The 22,680-nt window shown below is 52.8% G+C and carries 23 protein-coding genes, 2 tRNA genes and 2 other RNA genes; 13 read left to right on the top strand and 14 right to left on the bottom strand.

What is annotated here, in order from left to right:
- Positions 1–21: 21 nt before the first annotated feature.
- The 6 genes from HMPREF1024_RS28250 to HMPREF1024_RS22860 all read right to left on the bottom strand — a co-directional run bounded on the left by HMPREF1024_RS28250 (position 22) and on the right by HMPREF1024_RS22860 (position 2,086).
- Positions 22–153: non-coding RNA, RtT sRNA (locus HMPREF1024_RS28250), on the bottom strand.
- 44 nt (positions 154–197) lie between these two features.
- A tRNA-Tyr gene (locus HMPREF1024_RS22875) sits at positions 198–282 on the bottom strand.
- A gap of 39 nt (positions 283–321) precedes the next feature.
- A non-coding RNA gene (locus HMPREF1024_RS28255) (RtT sRNA) lies at positions 322–454 on the bottom strand.
- A gap of 43 nt (positions 455–497) precedes the next feature.
- A tRNA-Tyr gene (locus HMPREF1024_RS22870) sits at positions 498–582 on the bottom strand.
- 160 nt (positions 583–742) lie between these two features.
- Positions 743–1,585: a formyltetrahydrofolate deformylase gene (gene purU / locus HMPREF1024_RS22865; RefSeq protein WP_004151854.1), complete on the bottom strand. Its 843-nt coding sequence runs from the start codon at positions 1,583–1,585 to the stop codon at positions 743–745.
- A gap of 42 nt (positions 1,586–1,627) precedes the next feature.
- The gene (locus HMPREF1024_RS22860) at positions 1,628–2,086 is read right to left on the bottom strand and encodes a YchJ family protein (RefSeq protein WP_002910109.1); all 459 of its coding nucleotides are present in this window, start codon (positions 2,084–2,086) and stop codon (positions 1,628–1,630) included.
- A 112-nt stretch (positions 2,087–2,198) separates the two neighbouring features.
- Here HMPREF1024_RS22860 and rssA point away from each other — a divergent pair, with 112 nt between their 5' ends.
- From rssA to galU, 3 genes are all read left to right on the top strand, one after another.
- Complete coding sequence (rssA, locus tag HMPREF1024_RS22855) at positions 2,199–3,101, top strand: patatin-like phospholipase RssA (protein WP_002910108.1); 903 nt, start codon at positions 2,199–2,201, stop codon at positions 3,099–3,101.
- Between the two features lie 89 nt (positions 3,102–3,190).
- Positions 3,191–4,204 carry a two-component system response regulator RssB gene (gene rssB, locus HMPREF1024_RS22850; protein ID WP_002910107.1) on the top strand — a complete coding sequence of 338 codons (1,014 nt, stop codon included), beginning with the start codon at positions 3,191–3,193 and terminating at the stop codon, positions 4,202–4,204.
- A 197-nt stretch (positions 4,205–4,401) separates the two neighbouring features.
- Positions 4,402–5,304 (top strand): UTP--glucose-1-phosphate uridylyltransferase GalU, encoded by a 903-nt coding sequence (galU, locus tag HMPREF1024_RS22845; RefSeq protein ID WP_002910105.1) that lies wholly within the window; start codon positions 4,402–4,404, stop codon positions 5,302–5,304.
- A 121-nt stretch (positions 5,305–5,425) separates the two neighbouring features.
- Here the strand turns inward: galU and hns are convergent, their stop codons facing one another.
- Both hns and HMPREF1024_RS31055 read right to left on the bottom strand, forming a co-directional pair.
- A complete protein-coding gene (gene hns / locus HMPREF1024_RS22840) occupies positions 5,426–5,833 on the bottom strand; it encodes a histone-like nucleoid-structuring protein H-NS (protein ID WP_002910103.1) in 408 nt (135 codons plus the stop codon).
- A 422-nt stretch (positions 5,834–6,255) separates the two neighbouring features.
- Positions 6,256–6,387 (bottom strand): hypothetical protein, encoded by a 132-nt coding sequence (locus HMPREF1024_RS31055; RefSeq protein ID WP_004145401.1) that lies wholly within the window; start codon positions 6,385–6,387, stop codon positions 6,256–6,258.
- 7 nt (positions 6,388–6,394) lie between these two features.
- On the opposite strand from HMPREF1024_RS31055, the gene tdk reads away from it, so the two are divergent.
- On the top strand, positions 6,395–7,012 hold the full coding sequence (gene tdk / locus HMPREF1024_RS22835; protein WP_002910100.1) for a thymidine kinase: 618 nt from the start codon (positions 6,395–6,397) through the stop codon (positions 7,010–7,012).
- 147 nt (positions 7,013–7,159) lie between these two features.
- Here tdk and adhE read toward each other — a convergent pair whose 3' ends face one another.
- Positions 7,160–9,835 (bottom strand): bifunctional acetaldehyde-CoA/alcohol dehydrogenase, encoded by a 2,676-nt coding sequence (gene adhE, locus HMPREF1024_RS22830; protein ID WP_009307606.1) that lies wholly within the window; start codon positions 9,833–9,835, stop codon positions 7,160–7,162.
- Between the two features lie 77 nt (positions 9,836–9,912).
- On the opposite strand from adhE, the gene HMPREF1024_RS0125555 reads away from it, so the two are divergent.
- The 8 genes from HMPREF1024_RS0125555 (at position 9,913) to HMPREF1024_RS22795 (ending at position 18,167) form a co-directional block, all read left to right on the top strand.
- On the top strand, positions 9,913–10,098 hold the full coding sequence (locus HMPREF1024_RS0125555) for a hypothetical protein (RefSeq protein ID WP_032103886.1): 186 nt from the start codon (positions 9,913–9,915) through the stop codon (positions 10,096–10,098).
- Between the two features lie 213 nt (positions 10,099–10,311).
- Positions 10,312–10,959 carry a YchE family NAAT transporter gene (locus tag HMPREF1024_RS22825; protein WP_002910095.1) on the top strand — a complete coding sequence of 216 codons (648 nt, stop codon included), beginning with the start codon at positions 10,312–10,314 and terminating at the stop codon, positions 10,957–10,959.
- A 737-nt stretch (positions 10,960–11,696) separates the two neighbouring features.
- On the top strand, positions 11,697–13,331 hold the full coding sequence (oppA, locus tag HMPREF1024_RS22820; RefSeq protein ID WP_004148754.1) for an oligopeptide ABC transporter substrate-binding protein OppA: 1,635 nt from the start codon (positions 11,697–11,699) through the stop codon (positions 13,329–13,331).
- An 85-nt stretch (positions 13,332–13,416) separates the two neighbouring features.
- Positions 13,417–14,337, top strand: a complete 921-nt coding sequence (oppB, locus tag HMPREF1024_RS22815; RefSeq protein ID WP_002910089.1) for an oligopeptide ABC transporter permease OppB — start codon at positions 13,417–13,419, stop codon at positions 14,335–14,337.
- A gap of 14 nt (positions 14,338–14,351) precedes the next feature.
- The gene (gene oppC, locus HMPREF1024_RS22810; RefSeq protein ID WP_004145396.1) at positions 14,352–15,260 is read left to right on the top strand and encodes an oligopeptide ABC transporter permease OppC; all 909 of its coding nucleotides are present in this window, start codon (positions 14,352–14,354) and stop codon (positions 15,258–15,260) included.
- A gap of 11 nt (positions 15,261–15,271) precedes the next feature.
- A complete protein-coding gene (locus HMPREF1024_RS22805) occupies positions 15,272–16,285 on the top strand; it encodes an ABC transporter ATP-binding protein (RefSeq protein WP_004151853.1) in 1,014 nt (337 codons plus the stop codon).
- Entirely contained in the window at positions 16,282–17,286 is a 1,005-nt protein-coding gene (gene oppF, locus HMPREF1024_RS22800) for a murein tripeptide/oligopeptide ABC transporter ATP-binding protein OppF (protein ID WP_002910083.1), read from the top strand. The genes HMPREF1024_RS22805 and oppF overlap by 4 nt, the downstream gene beginning before the upstream one ends.
- A gap of 53 nt (positions 17,287–17,339) precedes the next feature.
- Positions 17,340–18,167 carry an ion transporter gene (locus HMPREF1024_RS22795; protein ID WP_002910080.1) on the top strand — a complete coding sequence of 276 codons (828 nt, stop codon included), beginning with the start codon at positions 17,340–17,342 and terminating at the stop codon, positions 18,165–18,167.
- Between the two features lie 63 nt (positions 18,168–18,230).
- On the opposite strand, the gene HMPREF1024_RS22790 is transcribed toward HMPREF1024_RS22795, so the two are convergent.
- Together HMPREF1024_RS22790 and cls are read right to left on the bottom strand one after the other, a co-directional pair.
- Positions 18,231–18,560, bottom strand: a complete 330-nt coding sequence (locus HMPREF1024_RS22790; RefSeq protein ID WP_002910079.1) for an HI1450 family dsDNA-mimic protein — start codon at positions 18,558–18,560, stop codon at positions 18,231–18,233.
- 34 nt (positions 18,561–18,594) lie between these two features.
- Positions 18,595–20,055: a cardiolipin synthase gene (gene cls, locus HMPREF1024_RS22785; RefSeq protein WP_002910077.1), complete on the bottom strand. Its 1,461-nt coding sequence runs from the start codon at positions 20,053–20,055 to the stop codon at positions 18,595–18,597.
- A gap of 143 nt (positions 20,056–20,198) precedes the next feature.
- Between cls and HMPREF1024_RS30410 the strand changes: the two genes are divergently transcribed.
- Complete coding sequence (locus HMPREF1024_RS30410) at positions 20,199–20,372, top strand: YciY family protein (protein ID WP_004194006.1); 174 nt, start codon at positions 20,199–20,201, stop codon at positions 20,370–20,372.
- Between the two features lie 485 nt (positions 20,373–20,857).
- On the opposite strand, the gene HMPREF1024_RS22780 is transcribed toward HMPREF1024_RS30410, so the two are convergent.
- The 3 genes from HMPREF1024_RS22780 to HMPREF1024_RS22775 all read right to left on the bottom strand — a co-directional run bounded on the left by HMPREF1024_RS22780 (position 20,858) and on the right by HMPREF1024_RS22775 (position 22,483).
- Entirely contained in the window at positions 20,858–21,505 is a 648-nt protein-coding gene (locus HMPREF1024_RS22780) for a YceI family protein (protein WP_004175590.1), read from the bottom strand.
- 428 nt (positions 21,506–21,933) lie between these two features.
- The gene (locus HMPREF1024_RS31060; protein ID WP_014343182.1) at positions 21,934–22,074 is read right to left on the bottom strand and encodes a hypothetical protein; all 141 of its coding nucleotides are present in this window, start codon (positions 22,072–22,074) and stop codon (positions 21,934–21,936) included.
- A gap of 112 nt (positions 22,075–22,186) precedes the next feature.
- Positions 22,187–22,483 carry a YciI family protein gene (locus tag HMPREF1024_RS22775; protein WP_002910042.1) on the bottom strand — a complete coding sequence of 99 codons (297 nt, stop codon included), beginning with the start codon at positions 22,481–22,483 and terminating at the stop codon, positions 22,187–22,189.
- Between the last annotated feature and the right edge of the window lie 197 nt (positions 22,484–22,680).

Here is a 22,680-nt window from a genome sequence, read left to right on the forward strand (position 1 = left end):
GCTGGGCATGACATGGGGAGATGGTGGTGGGGGAAGGATTACTCGGCGCTAAAGCGCCTCGCCCTTCGGGCCGTTGCCTGCGGCAACGTTCTCTCGCTTCGCTCGAGTCGAACCTTAGTCGAAGCTTCTCATCCTTCCCCATGGGGCAGAATATAGAATATCGTAGAGTAATTGGATTGAGGTGTTTTTTAAGAAGATGGTGGTGGGGGAAGGATTCGAACCTTCGAAGTCGATGACGGCAGATTTACAGTCTGCTCCCTTTGGCCGCTCGGGAACCCCACCAGGGGTAAAATCACATTGTAGGCTATTCAGCAAAATGAATGGTGGTGGGGGAAGGATAACTCGTCGCTATCTCTCCTCGCCCTTCGGGCCGTTGCCTGCGGCAACGTTCTCTCGCTGGCGCTCGAGTCGAACCTTAGTCGAAGGTTCTTACCCTTCCCGCTAAGTGCAAACATCGTTTACGCTTGTCGGGGAAACCATATCACTTTAGTGAATAATGGTGGTGGGGGAAGGATTCGAACCTTCGAAGTCGATGACGGCAGATTTACAGTCTGCTCCCTTTGGCCGCTCGGGAACCCCACCACGGGGTAATGCTTGGTACTGGCCTGCTTCCTTCTCGGGAAGCGGGGCGCATCATACCAAATGATGCGCCCCTGTAAAGCATTCGTTTGACAAAAAATAAACTGGTTGCCTGATTTTTACGCGTAACGCCGTAAAGCTAACCAATTCATTTCTCAGTCGATTAAAGAATAATCGTCCGGTTACCGTAAACGAAGACGCGCTGCGCCAGTACCTGATACAGCGCTCGGCTCAAGACGTTTTTTTCGACATCGCGCCCAGCGCGCATCATATCTTCTGCGGTATAAGTATGATCGACATGAATCACATCCTGCATGATGATCGGGCCTTCATCCAGATTGTCATTCACGTAGTGGGCGGTAGCGCCAATGATTTTCACGCCGCGCTCATAGGCCTGATGATAGGGACGGGCGCCGATAAACGCCGGCAAAAACGAATGGTGGATATTGATGATTTTGTTCGGGAAGCGGGCGACAAATTCTGGCGTCAGGACGCGCATATACTTGGCCAGCACCACGTAATCCGGTTCGTGGGCGGCGATAGCATCGCCCATCCGCTGATCGTGTTCTTCGCGGCTCAGTCCTTCATGGCTGACCAGCTCAAACGGAATACCAAAGCGCTCCACCAACGAGCGCAGGGTGTCATGGTTGCCGATAACCGCGGCAATATCGACATCCAGCCCGCCGTAGTTGGCTTTCATCAGCAGATCGCCCAGACAGTGCGCCTCTTTCGTCACCAGAATCACCACCCGGCGACGGCCTGCCGGATTCAGTTCGCGGATGGAGCCTTCAGGCAGGGCGCTGTCGAGATCGGCCAGCAGAGTAGCGTCGTTAAAAATGCCTTCCAGTTCGGTGCGCATAAAGAAACGACCGGTACGGTGGTCAACAAACTCATTGTTCTGCACAATGTTGAGTTCATGCTTGTAGCAGATATTGGTGATACGCGCGATGAGGCCTTTCTGATCAGGGCAAATAGTGCGTAGTACTTTACGTTGTAATGAATGCATCGCGAGGAAAATCCTGTAATGTTTGCAAGCGCTGCGCCAGCGTTACTGGCCGCAGCATTTTTTAAATTTTTTACCTGAGCCGCAGGGGCAGGGGTCGTTACGGCCAATCAGCGGTCGTGTCCCGTCGATATAGTACCACTGTCCATTTTCTTTTAAGAATCTGGAACGTTCAATAATGGCGCCAGGGCGGTTATTGTCATTAAAGCGGGCGACAAAGCTGACAAAACCTTCATTTGGAGCTCGCCCCTCATCACTGGCGAACAGGGTTAAGCCCAGCCATTCGGTCTGGGAAAACCCTTTCTCCAGTTCGGCGCGAAATTGCTGCGCCTGACAGGACGGGTGCCAGGTTTTGATTAGATAGTCAGCGTCTTTCATGACGAACGCGCTATAACGGGAGCGCATAAGCTGTGACGGGCCCGGCGCAAGCTCAGCGCCGGACAGATATCGCTGGCAACATGAGCTATACTCCAGTGCGCTGCCACAGGGGCATAATTGCGACAAAACTGCCTCCATGGAAGAAAGAGTAACGGCGCTTCTACGCCAAAGGGCATTATGTTAACTGAGCCGTGACAATGTTGCCACGCTCAGAGTGGAAGGATAGTTATTAGTACTAATGAGAAAGCTTAAAATTGGTCTGGCGCTAGGTGCGGGAGCCGCTCGCGGATGGTCGCACATTGGCGTCATCAACGCCCTCCAGCGGGCCGGTATTGAGATTGATATCGTAGCCGGTTGTTCTATCGGTTCGCTGGTAGGGGCGGCGTATGCCTGTAACCGACTCCCGGCACTCGAATCATGGGTCTGCTCATTCAGCAACTGGGATGTCCTGAAGCTGATGGATCTCTCCTGGCGCCGGGGGGGACTGCTGCGGGGGGAAAAGGTATTCAATCATTACCGCCGCATTATGCCCGTCACCGAGATTGAACGCTGCGAGCGCCGGTTTGCCGCTGTTGCCACCAATTTAAGCACCGGTAGGGAGCTGTGGTTTACCGAAGGCGATCTACATTTAGCCATTCGCGCCTCCTGCAGTATGCCGGGGTTAATGTCGCCAGTAAGGCATAATGGTTACTGGCTGGTCGATGGCGCGGTGGTCAATCCGGTTCCTGTGTCGCTCACCCGGGCAATGGGAGCGGATATTGTGATTGCCGTCGACCTGCAACATGATGCCCATCTTATGCAGCAGGATTTGTTCTCCCTTGAAACGCCGCGGCAGGAAGCGGAAGAGAAGGAGGGGCCATGGCATACTCGTCTGCGCGCGCGCTTGACGCGAATGAGTTCCCGCCGTACGGCCGTGACGCCGACGGCGATGGAGATCATGACCACCTCTATCCAGGTACTGGAAAACCGTCTTAAACGCAATCGTATGGCGGGTGACCCGCCGGATATCCTGTTGCAGCCATACTGTCCGCAAGTTTCGACGCTTGATTTTCATCGCGCCGGAGAGGCGATCGCCGCGGGGCAACTGGCGGTAGAAAAGAAAATGGATGAATTATTACCATTAGTGCGTACAGCCGTTTGACGTACGAGTTACTGACTTAAGCAAATTCTGACAGGCGATAGTGAGAATAGCGTGCCACTATTGAATTATCGTCAGCCAGGGGAGATATCATGACGCAGCCATTGGCGGGAAAACAGATTCTGATAGTTGAAGACGAACCCGTTTTCCGCTCACTCTTGCATGGATGGCTGACCTCGCTGGGAGCAACAACCTTCCAGGCGGAAGATGGCAAGGATGCCCTGCATAAAATGACGGAGGTGCATCCGGACCTGATGATTTGCGACATTTCTATGCCGAGAATGAACGGTCTGGAGCTGGTGGAAACGCTGCGTAACCGCGGCGAACAGTTACCGATCCTGATGATCTCCGCCACCGAAAACATGGCGGATATAGCTAAAGCGTTGCGACTTGGCGTCCAGGACGTGCTGTTAAAGCCAGTAAAAGATTTCGATCGCCTGCGCGAGACCGTTTACGCCTGTCTCTATCCCGCGATGTTCAGTTCGCGCGTGGAAGAGGAAGAGCGTTTATTTGAGGACTGGGATGCGCTGGTCAGTAATCCCATCGCCGCTTCAAGACTATTGCAGGAATTACAGCCGCCGGTGCAACAGGAAATGTCGCACTGCCGTATTCATTATCGACAACTGGTGTCGGCAGACAAGCCCGGTCTGGTACTCGATATCGCGCCGCTTTCGGAAAATGATTTGGCTTTCTATTGTCTGGATGTCACACGCGCAGGCGATAATGGCGTGTTGGCAGCATTATTGCTGCGCGCGTTGTTTAATGGTCTGCTGCAGGAGCAACTGGCGCACCAGGGACAACGGCTACCAGAAATGGGAAGTTTGTTAAAACAGGTGAATCAACTGCTGCGTCAGGCAAATCTTCCGGGCCAGTTCCCTCTGTTAGTAGGGTATTACCACAGCGGGCTGAAAAATTTAATTCTGGTGTCAGCGGGACTTAATGGCACGCTGAATACAGGGGAGCATCAAATTCAGATTAGTAATGGCGTTCCTTTGGGGACACTGGGTGATGCTTATCTTAACCAAATTAGCCAACGCTGCACCTCGTGGCAGTGCCAAATTTGGGGGGCTGGCGGTCGTTTACGCTTAATGTTGTCTGCGGAATGAGCAATTGCGTTTATATCTAAGCAGACGGGATTACCTCTTGCCCTTTAGCGGTGGTAACATCGAGCAGTTTTATGCGTAAAAGTCCTAATTCGAGGCTATCGGCAGCTTTTCAGACCAGTAAATACGCGGTTGACTGATATACTCGACACGTTATTTGTAACGAGAAGTTTAAAAAACAAACAGTCCAGGAGATTTCAATGGCTGCCCTTAATTCTAAAGTCAGAAAAGCGGTTATCCCGGTTGCGGGATTAGGCACCAGGATGCTGCCGGCCACCAAAGCGATTCCAAAAGAAATGCTGCCGCTGGTAGATAAGCCGTTAATTCAGTACGTTGTTAATGAATGTATCGCTGCAGGAATTACTGAAATTGTTCTGGTAACGCACTCGTCGAAAAACTCTATCGAAAACCATTTCGATACCAGTTTTGAGCTGGAAGCGATGCTGGAAAAACGTGTAAAACGCCAGCTGCTGGAAGAAGTGCAGTCTATTTGCCCGCCGCACGTGACTATTATGCAAGTTCGTCAGGGCCTGGCGAAAGGTCTGGGTCACGCGGTGCTGTGCGCCCATCCGGTAGTGGGAGATGAGCCGGTCGCGGTTATTCTGCCAGACGTTATTCTGGATGAATATGAATCCGATCTGAGCCGCGATAACCTCGCTGAGATGATCTCTCGCTTCGATGAGACTGGCGCCAGCCAGATTATGGTTGAACCTGTCGAAGACGTAACCGCTTATGGCGTGGTTGACTGCAAAGGCGAATCCCTGAAGCCGGGCGAAAGCGTACCGATGGTGGGCGTGGTTGAGAAGCCAAAAGCTGACGTTGCGCCGTCCAACCTGGCGGTGGTGGGGCGTTATGTCCTCAGCGCCGATATCTGGCCGCTGCTGGCGAAAACCCCTCCGGGCGCTGGTGATGAAATTCAGCTGACTGACGCCATTGATATGCTGATCGAGAAAGAAACGGTTGAAGCTTATCATATGAAAGGCAAGAGCCATGACTGCGGTAATAAGCTTGGCTACATGCAGGCGTTTGTCGAATATGGTATTCGTCACAAAACGCTGGGCGACGATTTTAAAGCCTGGCTGGAAACGGCGGTAGCGAAGTAATCCGCCGCGCGGTTGAAAGCACAAACCGGGAGCGCATCTGCGACTCCCGGTTTTTTTATATCGGCCCTGAGGGCAAAAAAAATCCCGCCGCAGCGGGATTTTTTATAGCGATCAACGGAGATTAGATCAGGAAATCGTCCAGTGATTTACCTTGCTCATCCATTGCTTTTTTGATCACAGCCGGGGTACGGCCCTGACCGGTCCAGGTTTTGGTTTCACCATTTTCGTCAACATAGCTATATTTAGCCGGACGTGCAGCACGCTTGGTTTTGGTACCGGCTTTAACGGCAGCCATGGTGCTCAGCAGTTCATTCGGATCAATACCGTCAGCAATCAGCATTTCACGGTATTGCTGCAGCTTACGCGTACGCTCTTCAATTTCTGCCGCGGCAGCGTTTTCTTCTTCACGGCGCTCGTTAACGACGACTTCTAATTTTTCCAGCATTTCTTCGAGCGTTTCCAGGGTGCATTCTCTTGCCTGCGCACGAAGAGTACGGATGTTGTTCAAAATTTTAAGTGCTTCGCTCATTGTAGTAATCTCAAACTTATATTGTGGGGTGGTTTGTTGAACTAATAATAGAGCGATAAAATGCGTTGTGCAATAGGGGGGAATGTAAGGAATTCAAAATTACTGGTTATTTGTCGCGAGAATTAATTAATTTAAGTTAAAATTCCCGTGCCGCTTCACATCTTTCATCGCTTATAGCGATGAGGCGAAGGCAAGCTAAAACATTGAGACGGTATGCTTTTTGAGAGGTTCAGTGAGAGAAATGATCCTTTACATGGGTAAATAACCCTCGTCAGTATTAGCGCATTTTTGGTTACAAGGCTTAATATAAAACAACCGGCAGCCCTGCTTATAGCCCATGGGCAACCGGTCTATAAGCACGAAAAGACAATGGTTACCGCGCCAGTAGCGTAACGGGGCGTACAAATAGTGGCCCTGAAAATTCAATTCATCTTCTTAATCCTTTCGGTTTGCAGGCCCTTCAGCTTCGCGACAATACCCCTGCTGAAAGCGCGGCTGTGCGCATAAAATATGGTACAATCGTCGCCGCGATAAAACACTTTGATTGGGGTCACGCAGCCGATGGCACAACTTTATTTCTACTACTCTGCAATGAATGCAGGTAAGTCGACCGCTCTGTTGCAATCTTCGTACAATTACCAGGAGCGGGGGATGCGTACCGTCGTTTATACCGCTGAGATTGATGACCGCTTTGGCGCCGGAAAAGTCAGTTCACGTATCGGGCTCTCCTCGCCGGCCCGATTGTATAATCCACAGACCTCGTTATTTGACGATATTGCGGCGGAGCACCAGCTAAAGCCGATTCACTGCGTGCTGGTGGATGAAAGCCAGTTTCTGACGCGTGAACAGGTTCATGAGCTGTCCGAAGTTGTCGATACGCTGGATATTCCGGTGCTTTGCTATGGGTTGCGGACGGACTTTCGCGGTGAGCTCTTTACCGGCAGCCAGTATTTACTGGCCTGGTCAGATAAGCTGGTTGAGCTGAAAACGATCTGCTTCTGCGGCCGCAAGGCCAGCATGGTATTGCGCCTCGATCAGGAGGGGCGTCCTTATAATGAGGGTGAGCAGGTCGTCATCGGCGGTAATGAGCGGTACGTATCGGTCTGCCGTAAGCATTATAAAGAGGCGCTGAGCGTCGGTTCGTTAACCAAGGTACAAAACCAGCACCGTCCCTGCTGATACCCTCAGAAGCTCGTACAGGCGCCTGTGGGCGCCTTTTTAATGTCTGCTATAGGTTGGCGTAGCTGGCGATAAAGAATGGCTGATAGCGGGGATAAAAAAAGCCCCGTCAGGTGACGGGGCTTGTCGCGATGCTATCGCTGTTGGTTAAGCGGATTTTTTCGCTTTTTTCTCAGCCTTTACCGGAGCAACTTCGGCTTTCGCACCGGCTTCGCCTTCGACGAATTCGCGGCCGTAGTAGGTATCCAGCAGGATCTGTTTCAGTTCGGAGATCAGCGGGTAGCGCGGGTTAGCGCCGGTGCACTGGTCATCGAATGCATCTTCAGACAATTTATCAACGTGGGCCAGGAAGTCAGCTTCCTGAACGCCAGCTTCGCGGATAGATTTCGGAATACCCAGCTCAGCTTTAATGCTTTCCAGCCATGCCAGCAGTTTCTCGATTTTCGCTGCGGTGCGGTCGCCTGGTGCGGAGAGGCCCAGGTGATCGGCGATTTCAGCGTAACGACGACGAGCCTGCGGACGGTCGTACTGGCTGAACGCGGTCTGCTTGGTCGGGTTGTCATTCGCGTTATAGCGGATAACGTTGCAGATCAGCAGGGCGTTGGCCAGACCGTGCGGAATATGGAACTGGGAGCCCAGTTTGTGCGCCATCGAGTGACACACGCCGAGGAAGGCGTTAGCGAACGCGATACCGGCGATAGTCGCGGCACTGTGTACGCGCTCACGGGCAACCGGGTTCTTGGAACCTTCGTGATAGGAAGCCGGCAGGTACTCTTTCAGCAGTTTCAGCGCCTGCAGCGCCTGGCCGTCAGAGAACTCAGAAGCCAGTACGGAAACGTAAGCTTCCAGGGCGTGAGTCACCGCATCCAGACCACCGAAAGCACACAGCGATTTCGGCATATCCATCACCAGGTTGGCATCGACAATGGCCATATCCGGGGTCAGCGCGTAGTCTGCCAGCGGGTATTTCTGACCGGTCGCGTCATCGGTCACCACGGCGAACGGCGTCACTTCAGAACCGGTACCGGAAGTGGTAGTGATCGCCACCATCTTGGCTTTGACGCCCATTTTCGGGAACTTGTAGATACGTTTACGGATATCCATAAAGCGCAGCGCCAGTTCTTCGAAGTGGGTTTCCGGATGTTCGTACATGACCCACATGATTTTCGCCGCATCCATCGGGGAACCGCCGCCCAGGGCGATGATCACGTCTGGTTTAAAGGAGTTCGCCAGGTCGGCACCTTTACGTACGATGGTCAGCGTCGGGTCAGCTTCAACTTCGAAGAAGACTTCCGTCTCAACACCCGCAGCTTTCAGTACGGAAGTGATCTGATCGGCATAGCCGTTGTTGAACAGGAAGCGGTCAGTCACGATCAGCGCGCGTTTGTGACCATCGGTAATCACTTCATCCAGTGCGATTGGCAGGGAGCCACGACGGAAGTAGATAGATTTCGGAAGTTTGTGCCACAACATGTTTTCAGCTCGCTTAGCAACGGTTTTCTTGTTGATCAGGTGTTTCGGACCAACGTTTTCAGAGATGGAGTTACCACCCCAGGAACCACAACCCAGAGTCAGGGAAGGCGCGAGTTTGAAGTTGTACAGGTCACCGATACCACCCTGAGAAGCCGGGGTGTTGATCAGGATACGCGCGGTTTTCATCATTTGGCCGAAGTAAGCCACGCGAGCCGGCTGGTTGTCCTGGTCGGTGTACAGGCAAGAGGTGTGGCCGATACCGCCCATGGCGACCAGTTTTTCTGCTTTGGCTACCGCGTCTTCGAAATCTTTTGCACGGTACATAGCCAGCGTCGGAGACAGTTTTTCGTGAGCAAACGGCTCGCTCTCGTCAACGTTGGTCACTTCACCAATCAGAATTTTGGTGGTGGCCGGCACGGTAAAGCCTGCCAGTTCAGCGATTTTGGCCGCTGGCTGACCAACGATAGCCGCGTTCAGCGCGCCATTTTTCAGGATAATGTCCTGAACGGCTTTCAGCTCTTTACCCTGCAGCAGATAGCCGCCGTGGCTGGCGAAACGTTCGCGAACCGCGTCATAGACTGAATCAACCACCACAACGGACTGCTCAGAAGCACAGATCACGCCGTTATCGAAGGTTTTAGACATCAGTACGGACGCTACGGCACGTTTGATGTCGGCGGTTTCATCAATGACTACCGGGGTGTTACCGGCGCCGACGCCGATAGCAGGTTTACCGGAGCTGTATGCTGCTTTCACCATGCCTGGACCACCGGTCGCCAGGATCAGGTTGATGTTCGGGTGATGCATCAGCGCGTTAGACAGTTCTACAGACGGCTGATCGATCCAGCCAATCAGGTCCTTCGGCGCGCCGGCCGCGATGGCAGCCTGCAGCACGATATCAGCCGCTTTGTTGGTGGCTTCTTTTGCACGCGGGTGCGGAGAGAAAATGATGGCGTTACGCGTTTTCAGACTGATGAGCGATTTGAAAATGGCTGTTGAAGTCGGGTTAGTGGTCGGTACGATACCGCAGATGATGCCGATAGGCTCAGCGATAGTGATGGTGCCAAAGGTGTCGTCTTCTGACAGAACGCCACAGGTTTTTTCGTCTTTATAAGCGTTGTAAATGTATTCGGAAGCAAAGTGGTTTTTGATCACTTTGTCTTCAACGATGCCCATGCCGGATTCGGCTACGGCCATTTTGGCGAGAGGGATTCGAGCATCTGCAGCGGCCAGAGCGGCGGCGCGGAAGATTTTGTCGACTTGTTCTTGAGTGAAACTGGCATATTCACGCTGGGCTTTCTTGACACGCTCAACAAGCGCGTTCAGTTCAGCGATATTAGTAACAGCCATAATGCTCTCCTGATAATGTTAAACTTTTTTAGTAAATCAGTCGCTCGATTCGACATTATAGACAGGCCGTTAACAGCTTGCATGTAAATGTTTATGTAGAAAAATCAGGGCGCTGTTTCACCGATTTACTAAAAAAGCTTTATCTCTTTCGCTTTCAGGTACTGCTGCCTTCCACTCTGTTGGTGTCATCAAGATTACTCACTTCTGAGTACAAATTACGTGATTTAGATCAAGTATTGTCGCTGCTGATACCTTTCAGCTGACTGCTTTTTGACCGGTTCGATCAAGTGTGATGGGAGGGTTTTGAAATTAAAAAAACGATTAGCATTAAATATACAAATGGCTAACATTCGATACATATCACCGGGTTATGCATATTTATAATGAATATTGCAGGTAAAAAGCGTATGTTTCGCGCAGTTATTTTATGCTGTTAACAGTCAACCGCCAATTTTGATGATGCTGCGGAGCCCAATGTGACTCAATCACTGTTCGATTTTTCTGCATATTTCAAGTTTTTCATCGGCTTATTTGCCCTGGTTAACCCGGTTGGCATTATTCCGGTATTCATCAGTATGACTAGCTATCAGCCGGCTGCGGTGCGTAATAAGACCAACCTCACCGCCAACCTGTCGGTGGCGATCATCCTCCTGACGTCGCTGTTCCTCGGCGATGGCATTCTGCAGATTTTCGGTATCTCCATTGACTCCTTCCGTATCGCCGGCGGCATCCTGGTGGTGACCATCGCGATGTCGATGATCAGCGGTAAGCTCGGCGAAGATAAGCAGAACAAGCAGGAGAAGTCGGAGACGGCGGTCCGGGAGAGCATCGGCGTCGTTCCTCTCGCGCTACCATTAATGGCCGGGCCAGGGGCAATCAGTTCAACTATCGTCTGGGGGACCCGGTACCACTCCTGGGTGCATCTGGTCGGGTTCTCACTGGCGATAGCGGTATTTGCCCTCTGCTGCTGGGGGATTTTCCGTATGGCGCCGTGGCTGGTCCGTTTGCTGGGGCAGACGGGAATCAACGTCATCACCCGTATTATGGGCCTGTTGCTGATGGCCCTCGGCATTGAGTTTATTGTGACCGGGATTAAAGCGCTTTTCCCAGGGCTGCTGAGTTAGTTCGTCGCCAGCAGGCGGGGAGTCTCGCTTCACGCCTGCGCGATTATTAGCAAAACCTATTAGCCAGCGCGGAGCTGGCGGTAGGGATAACATTTTGCGATATCGCTATTAATTTCATATTTTTCATTAAGATATGAAACATTTCTCTTAACATTCTCCTCACGCCTCCCACTCCTGTGATGTTATTTTCTTCACATCATTCTCTGGTACTTGCTGTCGGATCATCGAAATGATATTAGTAATTTTAACAAGGCGGCAGATGAATGTGCTAAAAAGTAATCTATTGTTAAATTTTTGTACAAAAAACCATCTTGTGGTCGCTGCTCAGTATGCCGGCTGATGAAATTATCGTAATGCTCTGATAAATAATAATATTTTTACATCGACGTTTTATGGCAAACGCTTGTCACGCTGGCAAAACCGGCAATAAAAGAGAATTCGGTAACATATTTGCAAATTGCATTGGCGGAGGTGTTTACCTTTTGGTACTTTCCGCCGTTATCGTCTGCTGAATTATGTACGCAAATGAGAATTATTTTTAATTAACTCATTTCGCCAGAACGACCCTCCAGCGAGGGCAACGAATCGACGTTAAGACTGCCGTTCGAGCGGTCGTAATAAATAAGTCGGTGATAGCAATCTGCCAATCGCAAACTCCTGCGTTGGACAGAACCCGAAAACGGGAAAAACAGGCTGGTTAAAAAACCAGCAATTATAATGACTGGAGTTACAACACAATGACCATCATCACTAAAAAGCGTTTAATCGCCGCGGGAGTGCTATCCGCACTGATCGCCGGCAATATGGCAATGGCAGCGGATGTCCCGGCTGGTGTGCAGCTGGCAGAGAAGCAAACCCTGGTACGTAATAGCGGCGCCGAGCCGCAATCGCTGGACCCAAATAAAATCGAAGGGGTGCCAGAGGCCAATATTAGCCGCGACCTGTTCGAAGGTTTGCTGAATACTTCGCCGAAAGATGGCCACCCGATCCCTGGCGTGGCGGAGAGCTGGGATAATAAAGATTTTAAAGTCTGGACCTTCCATCTGCGTAAAGATGCAAAATGGTCTAACGGCGAGCCGGTTACCGCCCAGGACTTCGTATACAGCTGGCAGCGTCTGGTGGATCCGAAAACCGCGTCTCCTTATGCCAGCTATCCGCAATATGGTCATATCGTTAACGTCGACGAAATCATTGACGGCAAGAAAGCGCCGAGCGAGCTGGGCGTAAAAGCCATTGACGACCACACGCTGGAAGTCACCCTCAGCGAACCGGTACCCTATTTTTATAAACTGCTGGTTAACCCGGCGATGTCTCCCGTCTACAAACCGGCCATCGAAAAATTTGGCGAAAAGTGGACGCAGCCTGGCAATATCGTTACCAACGGCGCGTATACTCTGAAAGACTGGGTGGTCAACGAGCGGATCGTAATGGAGCGTAACCCGCACTATTGGGATAATGCTAAAACAGTCATTAACACCGTTACCTGGCTGCCGACCTCTTCCGAAGTGACCTATGTTAACCGCTACCGCAGCGGTGAACTGGACATGACTTATAACCAGTTGCCAATCGAACTCTTCCAGAAGCTGAAAAAAGAGATCCCCAACGAGCTGCACGTTGACCCCTATCTGTGTACCTATTATTACGAAATCAACAACCAGAAGGCCCCGTTCACCGACGTGCGCGTGCGTACCGCGCTGAAGCTGGGTCTGGATCGCGATATTATTGCTAATAAGGTGAAAGGACAGGGCGATCTGCCGGCCTACGGCTACACGCCGCCTTACACCGATGGCGCGAAGCTGAGCGAGCCGGAATGGTTTACCTGGTCGCAGGAAAAACGCAACGAAGAAGCGAAGAAACTGCTGGCCGAAGCCGGCTATAGCGCCGATAAACCGTTGACCTTCAACCTGCTGTATAACACCTCTGATTTGCACAAGAAGCTGGCGATTGCCGCCGCCTCGCTGTGGCGTAAAAACCTGGGCATTGACGTGAAGCTGGTCAACCAGGAGTGGAAAACGTTCCTCGATACCCGTCATCAGGGCACCTATGACGTGGCGCGTGCGGGCTGGTGCGCCGACTATAACGAGCCAACCTCTTTCCTGAACACCATGCTCTCTGACAGTTCAATGAACACCGCGCACTATAAGAGCCCGGCGTTCGACAAGATTATGGCTGAATCCGTAAAAGCATCCGATGAAGCGCAGCGCACGGCGGCCTATGCGAAAGCAGAGCAGCAGCTGGACAAAGACAGCGCGATCGTACCGGTCTATTACTACGTTAACGCCCGCCTGGTGAAACCATGGGTCGGTGGCTATACCGGTAAAGACCCGATGGATAACGTCTATACCAAAGACCTCTACGTTATCAAACATTAATGGCAATACGTGGAGCGGGTCTCGGCTCGCTCCATCGTGTCTTATTTGAGAGCAGTGCAAAGGCACACGCCAGAAGGTACGGGCAATGTTAAAATTTATCTTACGTCGCTGTCTGGAAGCGATTCCGACGCTATTTATTCTTATCACCATCTCATTCTTCATGATGCGTCTGGCGCCGGGAAGTCCTTTTACCGGGGAACGCACGCTACCGCCGGAAGTCATGGCGAATATTGAAGCAAAATACCATTTAAACGACCCTATCATGACGCAGTACTTCAATTATCTGAAGCAGCTGGCGCATGGCGATTTTGGTCCCTCTTTTAAATACAAAGATTATTCCGTCAACGATCTGGTGGCCGCCAGCTTCCCGGTTTCAGCGAAACTGGGCTTCGCCGCCTTTTTACTGGCGGTGGTGATCGGCGTTGCCGCCGGGGTGATAGCCGCCCTGAAGCAAAATACCCGCTGGGACTACGCGGTGATGGGGGTAGCCATGACCGGCGTGGTTATTCCGAGCTTTGTGGTCGCGCCGCTGTTGGTGATGATCTTTGCCATTACCCTGCACTGGCTGCCGGGCGGCGGCTGGAACGGCGGGGCGCTGAAATTTATGATCCTGCCGATGGTGGCGCTTTCCCTGGCCTATATCGCCAGCATCGCGCGTATTACTCGCGGCTCAATGATTGAAGTGCTGCACTCTAACTTTATCCGCACCGCGCGGGCGAAGGGGCTGCCGATGCGTCGCATTATTCTGCGCCATGCGCTGAAGCCGGCGCTGCTGCCGGTGCTCTCCTATATGGGGCCAGCTTTCGTGGGCATCATCACCGGCTCAATGGTCATTGAAACCATTTACGGCCTGCCGGGGATCGGCCAGCTGTTCGTTAACGGGGCGCTTAACCGCGACTACTCGCTGGTGCTCAGCCTGACGATCCTCGTTGGCGCCCTGACTATCCTGTTCAACGCCATCGTTGACGTGCTGTACGCCGTTATCGATCCGAAGATTCGCTACTGAAGCCGGAGTTCGCCATGATGTTAAGTAAGAAAAATAGCGAGGCGCTGGAAAACTTCAGTGAGAAGCTGGAAGTGGAGGGGCGTAGCCTCTGGCAGGATGCGCGTCGTCGCTTTATGCATAACCGCGCCGCGGTGACCAGCCTGATTATGCTGGTGCTTATTGCGCTGTTCGTTACCTTCGCGCCGATGGTGTCGTCGTTCTCCTACTTCGATACCGACTGGGGCATGATGTCCAATGCCCCGGATATGGCCTCCGGCCACTACTTCGGAACCGACTCCTCCGGGCGCGATCTGCTGGTGCGCGTAGCGATCGGCGGGCGCATTTCGCTGATGGTCGGGGTGGCGGCGGCGCTGGTGGCGGTGATCCTCGGCACGCTGTACGGTTCGCTCTCCGGTTATCTCGGCGGCAAAGTGGATTCGGTGATGATGCGTCTGCTGGAGATCCTCAACTCCTTCCCGTTTATGTTCTTCGTCATCCTGCTGGTGACCTTTTTTGGTCAGAATATCCTGCTGATCTTTGTCGCCATCGGCATGGTGTCCTGGCTGGATATGGCGCGTATCGTGCGCGGGCAGACGCTAAGCCTGAAGCGCAAAGAGTTTATCGAAGCCGCGCAGGTCGGCGGGGTCTCGACGGCGAGCATCGTGCTGCGCCATATCGTCCCCAACGTGCTGGGGGTGGTGGTGGTGTATGCCTCGCTGCTGGTCCCCAGCATGATCCTCTTCGAATCCTTCCTCAGTTTCCTGGGACTGGGGACGCAGGAGCCGCTCAGCAGCTGGGGGGCATTGCTCAGCGATGGCGCCAACTCAATGGAAGTTTCGCCCTGGCTACTGTTGTTCCCGGCGGGTTTCCTGGTGGTGACCCTGTTCTGTTTCAACTTTATCGGCGATGGTCTGCGTGATGCCCTCGACCCGAAAGACCGCTAAGGAGCGCTGCCATGACCATGATTGAAACGGCAAAAGCGCCGCAAGCGCAGAGCCACAGCGGACTACTGCTGGACGTGAAAGATCTTCGCGTCACCTTTAAAACGCCGGATGGCGACGTCACCGCCGTCAATGATCTGAACTTCACCCTGCAGGCGGGCGAGACGCTCGGCATTGTGGGCGAATCCGGCTCCGGTAAATCGCAAACCGCCTTCGCCCTGATGGGACTGCTGGCGGCCAACGGTCGCATCGGGGGTTCCGCCACCTTTAACGGTCGGCAAATCCTCAATTTGCCCGAGCGTGAGCTGAACAAACTGCGCGCTGAACAAATCTCAATGATTTTCCAGGATCCGATGACCTCTCTTAACCCCTATATGCGGGTGGGCGAGCAGTTAATGGAAGTCCTGATGCTGCATAAAGGGCTGAGTAAAGCCGAAGCGTTTGAAGAGTCGGTGAAGATGCTCGACGCGGTAAAAATGCCGGAAGCGCGTAAGCGCATGAAAATGTTCCCGCACGAGTTCTCCGGGGGCATGCGTCAGCGCGTGATGATTGCCATGGCGCTGCTGTGCCGGCCCCGGCTGCTGATTGCGGATGAACCGACCACTGCCCTGGACGTTACCGTGCAGGCGCAGATCATGACGCTGTTGAATGAGCTTAAACGCGAATTCAACACGGCCATTATCATGATCACCCACGACCTTGGGGTGGTGGCAGGTATCTGCGATAAAGTGCTGGTGATGTACGCCGGGCGCACCATGGAGTACGGTCAGGCGCGCGATGTCTTCTATCAACCGTCGCACCCATACTCTATTGGGCTGTTGAATGCGGTTCCACGTCTGGATGCGGAAGGCGATGCGTTGTTGACCATTCCCGGCAACCCACCGAACCTGCTGCGATTGCCGAAAGGCTGTCCATTCCAGCCGCGTTGCCCGCATGCCATGGAGCAGTGCAGCAGCGCGCCGCCGCTGGAATCGTTCGCGCCAGGCCGCCTGCGCGCCTGCTTTAAACCGGTGGGGGATCTGCTATGAACGCCGTAACTGAACAACGAAAAGTCCTGCTCGAAATTGCCGACCTGAAGGTGCACTTCGATATCAAAGATGGCAAGCAGTGGTTCTGGCAGCCGTCGAAAACGCTGAAAGCGGTGGATGGCGTGACGCTGCGCCTTTACGAGGGTGAAACCCTCGGTGTGGTAGGGGAGTCGGGCTGCGGCAAATCGACCTTCGCCCGCGCCATTATTGGTCTGGTGAAAGCGACCGATGGCAAAGTGGCCTGGCTGGGTAAAGATCTGCTGGGCATGAAGCAGGAAGAGTGGCGCGACGTGCGCAGCGATATCCAGATGATCTTCCAGGATCCGCTGGCCTCGCTGAACCCGCGCATGACCATCGGAGAAATTATCGCCGAACCGCTGCGTACCTATCATCCGAAGATGCCCCGTCAGGAAGTGCGCGATCGCGTCAAAGCGATGATGATGAAAGTTGGGTTGCTGCCCAACCTGATCAACCGCTATCCGCACGAGTTCTCCGGCGGTCAGTGTCAGCGTATCGGCATCGCGCGGGCGCTGATCCTTGAGCCAAAGCTGATTATCTGCGATGAGCCGGTCTCCGCGCTTGACGTGTCGATTCAGGCGCAGGTCGTCAACCTGCTGCAGCAACTGCAGCGTGAGATGGGGCTATCGCTGATATTTATCGCTCACGATCTGGCGGTGGTTAAGCATATCTCCGATCGGGTTCTGGTAATGTATCTGGGCCATGCGGTGGAGCTGGGGACCTACGACGAGGTGTACCATAATCCGCTGCATCCCTATACCAAAGCGCTGATGTCGGCGGTGCCGATCCCCGATCCTGATCTCGAGAAAACGAAAACTATCCAACTGCTGGAAGGCGAATTACCCTCGCCGATTAATCCGCCCTCAGGCTGCGTATTCCGCACCCGCTGTCCGCTTGCCGGACCGGAGTGCGCCAAAACCCGCCCGGTGCTGGAAGGCAGTTTCCGCCATGCGGTTTCCTGCCTTAAGGTAGACCCGTTATAATCTCAGGGGCTGACGCAGGTCAGCCTTTTTTTTGCGAGGTTAACGAAGTGGGTATGCTTTCTGCCGCTCGTCTGCGGCTTTATCATTTACTTTTCGATCAGAACCGCCGTTCCGGCCGCCGCTTTGAAGGGCTGTGCGGACTTTTCGCCCTGCTCAGCGTACTGGTGATATTTATCGAGTCGGGACTGGGCACGCAATATCACCTGACATTAGATGAATGGCATATTTTCGTCTGGCTGGAGCTGCTGGTGACCGCGGTCTTTACCCTGGAATACCTGCTGCGTATCGCTACCTGGCCCAATCCGCTCCACTATATTTTCAGCTTTTGGGGGCTGATTGACCTGGCGACGATTTTACCGCTGTATGTGATGTGGCTATGGCCGGAAATTAGCCTCAATTATGTATTCGCCTGGCGGGCAATGCGGGCGATCCGCGCGCTGCGTATTCTCAAACTACTGCGCTTTATGCCTTCGCTCAACGTGTTCTGGCGAGCGATTGTCAGCGCGCGCCATCAGCTGATCCTGTTTTATTCGTTTATCGCCATTGTGATGGTGATTTTCGGCTCGTTAATGTATCTGATTGAGGGGCCGGAATACGGCTTTACCACGCTTAACGCCTCGGTCTATTGGGCCATCGTGACCATCACCACCGTCGGCTACGGAGACATCACGCCGCACACGCCGTTGGGTCGCATCCTGGCCTCCATTCTTATCCTGATCGGCTACTCCATTATTGCCATACCGACCGGACTTATCACCACGCATATGACCAGCGCCCTGAATCGTCGACGACAGCAGCGCCTGTGTCCGCAGTGTCAGCAGGGCGACCATGACGATAACGCCCGTTTCTGCCATGCCTGCGGTCATGCCTTGCCGAAGTAAGCTGGCGACGTAAAAAAAGCCTGCCGGGAGTACCGCGGCAGGCTTTTTACTGGATGTTAAAGGTTATTCACGCCACAGAATATGGCACAGCTTATGATCTTTCTCGCGGCACAGCAGAACGCGGGCGAAGATATCATTGATTTCCCCGCCGTCGGTATCCGCCAGACCAATCACCACTTCGGCGAAGAAATCCGGGTTGAGATCGTAATCCACATGCTCTTCCCAGTCTGCCGAAGGGTCGAACAGTTCGGCGCCGCCGCGCTCCTCAAACTGCAGGTTAAACAGAATGATGTCCGCCGGGTCGAGATTGTCGGCCGCCAGTTCGAGGAAGATATCGTAAGCCTGCTCGAGCGTTTCGTCTTCGGTCAGGCGGTTGTTTAAATCCATATCCATGATTGCTACTCATTCGGTATCTGATGGGCACGTTTTACAGCAACGGGCTGAAGAAGTAAAACAGTCGCTCGGCGATCCGCTGCCACAGCGGACGTTTTAACCAGAGACGGGCATCCAGCAGGCGCGAGCGCGAGATATAATCATCCTGAACCGCCGCCAGATCGCTGCCGAAACCGGCGTCATCGATGACCAGGGTAATCTCGAAGTTGAGCCACAGGCTGCGCATATCCAGGTTGACGGTCCCCACCAGACTTAGCTCGCCATCGACCAGCACGCTCTTGGTATGCAACAGTCCGCCCTCAAACTGATAGATTTTGACCCCGGCCGCCAGCAGCTCGGTGAAGAAGGCCCGGCTGGCCCAGCCTACCAGCAGCGAATCGTTCTTGCGCGGTAAAATAATGCTCACGTCAACGCCGCGCTGGGCGGCGGTACAGATCGCATGCAGCAGGTCGTCGCTGGGTACGAAGTAGGGGGTGGTCATGATCAGATGCTCTTTCGCCGCATAGGCGGCGGTGAGGAGAGCCTGATGAATAAGATCTTCCGGAAAGCCCGGTCCGGAGGCGATCGTGTGAATAGTATGTCCGCTGGCCTCTTCGAACGGCATGATATTGACGTCCGGGGGCGGCGGCAGAATGCGCTTGCCAGTCTCTATTTCCCAGTCGCAGGAGTAGACGATGCCCATCGAGGTCGCCACCGGGCCTTCCATTCGCGCCATCAGATCAATCCACTGTCCGACTCCTGAGTCCTGTTTAAAGTAGCGCGGATCGACCATATTCATGCTGCCGGTGTAGGCGATATAGTTATCGATCATCACCATTTTACGATGCTGACGCAGGTCCATCCGGCGCAGGAACACGCGCATCAGGTTAACCTTAAGAGCTTCGACGACTTCAATACCGGCGTTACGCATCATCGCCGCCCATGGGCTGCGGAAAAAGGCCACGCTGCCCGCGGAGTCGAGCATTAGCCGACAGTGAACTCCGCGGCGAGCGGCGGCCATCAGCGATTCAGCGACGCTGTCGGCCATGCCGCCGGGCTGCCAGATATAAAAGACCATCTCTATGTTGTGACGGGCCAGCTGAATATCGCGGATCAGGGCCTGCATCACGTCGTCAGATTCCGTCAGCAGCTGTAGCTGGTTGCCTTTTACGCCGCCAATGCCCTGACGCCGTTCGCACAGCTTGAACAGGGATTCGGCCACCGGGCTGTTATCTTCCGCGAAGATATGTTTGCAGGCTTTGAGGTCGTTTAACCACTTGGCCGTCGAGGGCCACATCGCCCTGGCGCGCTCGGCCCGACGCTTGCCGAGATGCAGCTCGCCAAAGGAGAGATAGGCGATGATCCCCACCAGCGGCAGGATATAAATGATCAGCAACCATGCCATGGCGGACGGGACAGCGCGGCGTTTCATTAGAATTCGTAATGTTACACCGGCGATCAACAGCCAGTACCCCAGAATGACCAGCCAGTTCACCACCGTGTAAAAGGTTGTCATAGATGTAAAATCCTTTTGAATGACGATATGTGATGAGTTTACGCATCAGTATTTTTCTGGCAAATAAAAACGCAGCGAAAGCGGTAGTCAGTTGCTGGCAGAGGTTTATAATGGGGGCTGTTTTCACTCGTAGAGTCGTTGCAATGAAGCGTAGTAGAACGGAAGTAGGGCGCTGGCGCATGCTGAGACAGGTGAATCGCCGTAAAGCGCGCTGGCTGGAAGCCCAATCGCGCCGCAATATGCGGATCCTCGCTATCAGGAAGGGACTGGTGAAACGGCAGCGTCATGCCCTGCTGTTTATCTTCCCTGACAGCTAAGCGAGCAGGCAAACGGCACCGTACGCGGTGCCGTTGTCGTTTTCTCTCTGCGCTAAATTCCCGTTGCACATCTCCATAGGGCAATGATGGTTTTTCATGCTGCTATGCGACGACAAAACAGAGCTCCCGCCTCAGTGAAAGAGAGATGCTACGCCTGGCTTGTAATGACGGACGACAAGATCCAGAGCCAAGTCGTTTGCGGCGCGACAGGAATTAACCGTCAGATAGCATTTATTGCCGCTCAGGAAGGGCATGGCGTTGTTAAATGCTTAATGATATGACCGGCCAGCTGCGGTAACCAGGCGGGAACTGAGGGAATGAGAAAACAGACTCAGACAGGCAAGGGGGTTATTAAGCGGTCCAGCGCGTTGAAGCTAAATGAACCGACCGATCCTGACCATGAATAATCTGAGCCTGTTATATTATCCAGAGAGTCCATGCAATAAGCATCCTGAATAAAACGCAATCGTTGCGCCAGCTTTTACTTATTTTGCATAGGCTTCCGTGGATAACGTGATGGTGACGTTATCACTTACCGCCGGCACATATTTATCAAGCTTAAAGTCTGAACGTTTTATCACCCCGGTGGCATCAAATCCAATGGCCTCTTTTTTCACCATTGGGTGCATATCCTGCTTATTCAGGACGGCATGCAGGACCACCGGTTTGGTGATGCCTTTAATGGTCAAATTACCTTCCACATCATATTTATTGTCGCCTTTGCTTTCCACTTTGGTACTCTGGAAAGTGGCGTCGGGAAACGTTTTAACATCAAAATACTCTTTGCCTAAAAACTCATCCGTTAACGCCTTGACGTGAGCGTCAATGGTTTTCACTGGCAGCGTGACGTTCACCGAGGATTTCTCCGGATTCTCTTTATCAAAGGCCAGTTTCCCTGAAACATCAGAGAGATAGGCGGTAGGGTTTGAGAAGCCGAAATGGTTCCAGGAGATCACAACCGAGGTATGCTGTGGATCAAGACTGTATTCCTTAGCCGCGGCTTGCGACACAGGAATATATAAGGCAAGTACAGAAAGCAATGCGGTTTTTTTCAGGGTATTCACACAATAATCCTCAAAATCGGCAGGTACATAAATGTTAGCCCAAAAAAATACAGGGCTTATTGAAAACATTTGTTATTCCCTTTCAAATTTTTTAATCAAGCAGTGATGCCCCTACTATCACTCTGCGTGAAGTTTACGCAACGAAATTAATAGGCTTTAAAAATGATGCTCAGCAACTTAACGCTGGCAGCGTAGTTAATATCCCTTTATGCCTGCCAGGTAAACCTTTGTCTACAGGGGGTTATTTCCACGTGCTTTCAAGCGGCTACGGTCCTGAATATAGCAAGATGGGCTACGTTCGGTTCCGCGGCATCCGCAGTGGATGCCCAATAATATTTTTTTTCTAGGCTTTCATATCTGTCGTTAAGCAACTATCTTTCAGTAATTATTTTCTTTCTATTGCATTGTAGATTTATAGGGCTATATCAGGATGTGCTGACATTAAATGCAAGCGCTAAATAACAACGCGATCCTCCTTAACAGCCTTACACAAGGTATTAGTAATTCACTATCACGCGTGGCGTCGATGTTTTGTCAGCATTTTCCATTGCCGAAAAAAGCGAGGCGATGGTCGATGATGGGGTAGCAGGAGAAAGTGCGTGCTCATCTTCCAGGCTTCTCAGGCGGATAACAGTCAACGCTTTCGCGAGGTTAAAAAGGGCGACATTTCAATGTTGTGTACCAAAATGCGCCCTTCATTCTGATGACCTGGGTGTTTTTGTGGTTAGCCAGAAAAAGGAAAGGGTATTTTCAAAAAACCTTTTTGTATGGCTTAACAGAGACCTGGCGGTAAACCCCGGCGGCGATATACGGATCGTCATTGGCCCAGGCCTGGGCCGCTTCCAGCGATTCAAACTCGGCAATCACCGTTGAGCCGCTGAATCCTGCTGCGCCCGGTTCGTTACTGTCAACGGCCGGCATTGGCCCGGCGGTAAGCAGTCGGCCTTCATCGTGTAAGAGTTGTAAACGCGCGAGATGCGCGGGGCGAACCGACAGCCGCTTTTCCAGAGAATCGGCGATATCTTCAGCGTAGATAACGTAAAGCACGGCAAAGCTCCTTATCAATAATCAGGCGAATTACGTTAAGTTAAACAGCGATGGACTGCAATGCAAAGATGCGCTCTGGAGTGGAAAGCACTGCCGACGCAGCTTTTTTCTGCAAATGGCGGCAAAAATTGACTCAGGTTAAGACGCCTTATTGAATATGATTGCTATTTGCATTTAAAATCGGAGCATCATTTTTC

The organism is Klebsiella sp. 4_1_44FAA, assembly GCF_000238715.1.
GTDB classification, from domain to species: domain Bacteria; phylum Pseudomonadota; class Gammaproteobacteria; order Enterobacterales; family Enterobacteriaceae; genus Klebsiella; species Klebsiella pneumoniae.

Bases quoted from the DNA above. Each gene is read 5' to 3' on its own strand.
- purU (WP_004151854.1), bottom strand. From the start codon at position 1,585: ATGCATTCATTACAACGTAAAGTACTACGCACTATTTGCCCTGATCAG.
- rssA (WP_002910108.1), top strand. From the start codon at position 2,199: ATGAGAAAGCTTAAAATTGGTCTGGCGCTAGGTGCGGGAGCCGCTCGC.
- rssB (WP_002910107.1), top strand. From the start codon at position 3,191: ATGACGCAGCCATTGGCGGGAAAACAGATTCTGATAGTTGAAGACGAA.
- galU (WP_002910105.1), top strand. From the start codon at position 4,402: ATGGCTGCCCTTAATTCTAAAGTCAGAAAAGCGGTTATCCCGGTTGCG.
- hns (WP_002910103.1), bottom strand. From the start codon at position 5,833: ATGAGCGAAGCACTTAAAATTTTGAACAACATCCGTACTCTTCGTGCG.
- tdk (WP_002910100.1), top strand. From the start codon at position 6,395: ATGGCACAACTTTATTTCTACTACTCTGCAATGAATGCAGGTAAGTCG.
- adhE (WP_009307606.1), bottom strand. From the start codon at position 9,835: ATGGCTGTTACTAATATCGCTGAACTGAACGCGCTTGTTGAGCGTGTC.
- oppA (WP_004148754.1), top strand. From the start codon at position 11,697: ATGACCATCATCACTAAAAAGCGTTTAATCGCCGCGGGAGTGCTATCC.
- oppB (WP_002910089.1), top strand. From the start codon at position 13,417: ATGTTAAAATTTATCTTACGTCGCTGTCTGGAAGCGATTCCGACGCTA.
- oppC (WP_004145396.1), top strand. From the start codon at position 14,352: ATGATGTTAAGTAAGAAAAATAGCGAGGCGCTGGAAAACTTCAGTGAG.
- HMPREF1024_RS22805 (WP_004151853.1), top strand. From the start codon at position 15,272: ATGACCATGATTGAAACGGCAAAAGCGCCGCAAGCGCAGAGCCACAGC.
- oppF (WP_002910083.1), top strand. From the start codon at position 16,282: ATGAACGCCGTAACTGAACAACGAAAAGTCCTGCTCGAAATTGCCGAC.
- HMPREF1024_RS22795 (WP_002910080.1), top strand. From the start codon at position 17,340: ATGCTTTCTGCCGCTCGTCTGCGGCTTTATCATTTACTTTTCGATCAG.
- HMPREF1024_RS22790 (WP_002910079.1), bottom strand. From the start codon at position 18,560: ATGGATATGGATTTAAACAACCGCCTGACCGAAGACGAAACGCTCGAG.
- cls (WP_002910077.1), bottom strand. From the start codon at position 20,055: ATGACAACCTTTTACACGGTGGTGAACTGGCTGGTCATTCTGGGGTAC.
- HMPREF1024_RS30410 (WP_004194006.1), top strand. From the start codon at position 20,199: ATGAAGCGTAGTAGAACGGAAGTAGGGCGCTGGCGCATGCTGAGACAG.
- HMPREF1024_RS22780 (WP_004175590.1), bottom strand. From the start codon at position 21,505: ATGTTTTCAATAAGCCCTGTATTTTTTTGGGCTAACATTTATGTACCT.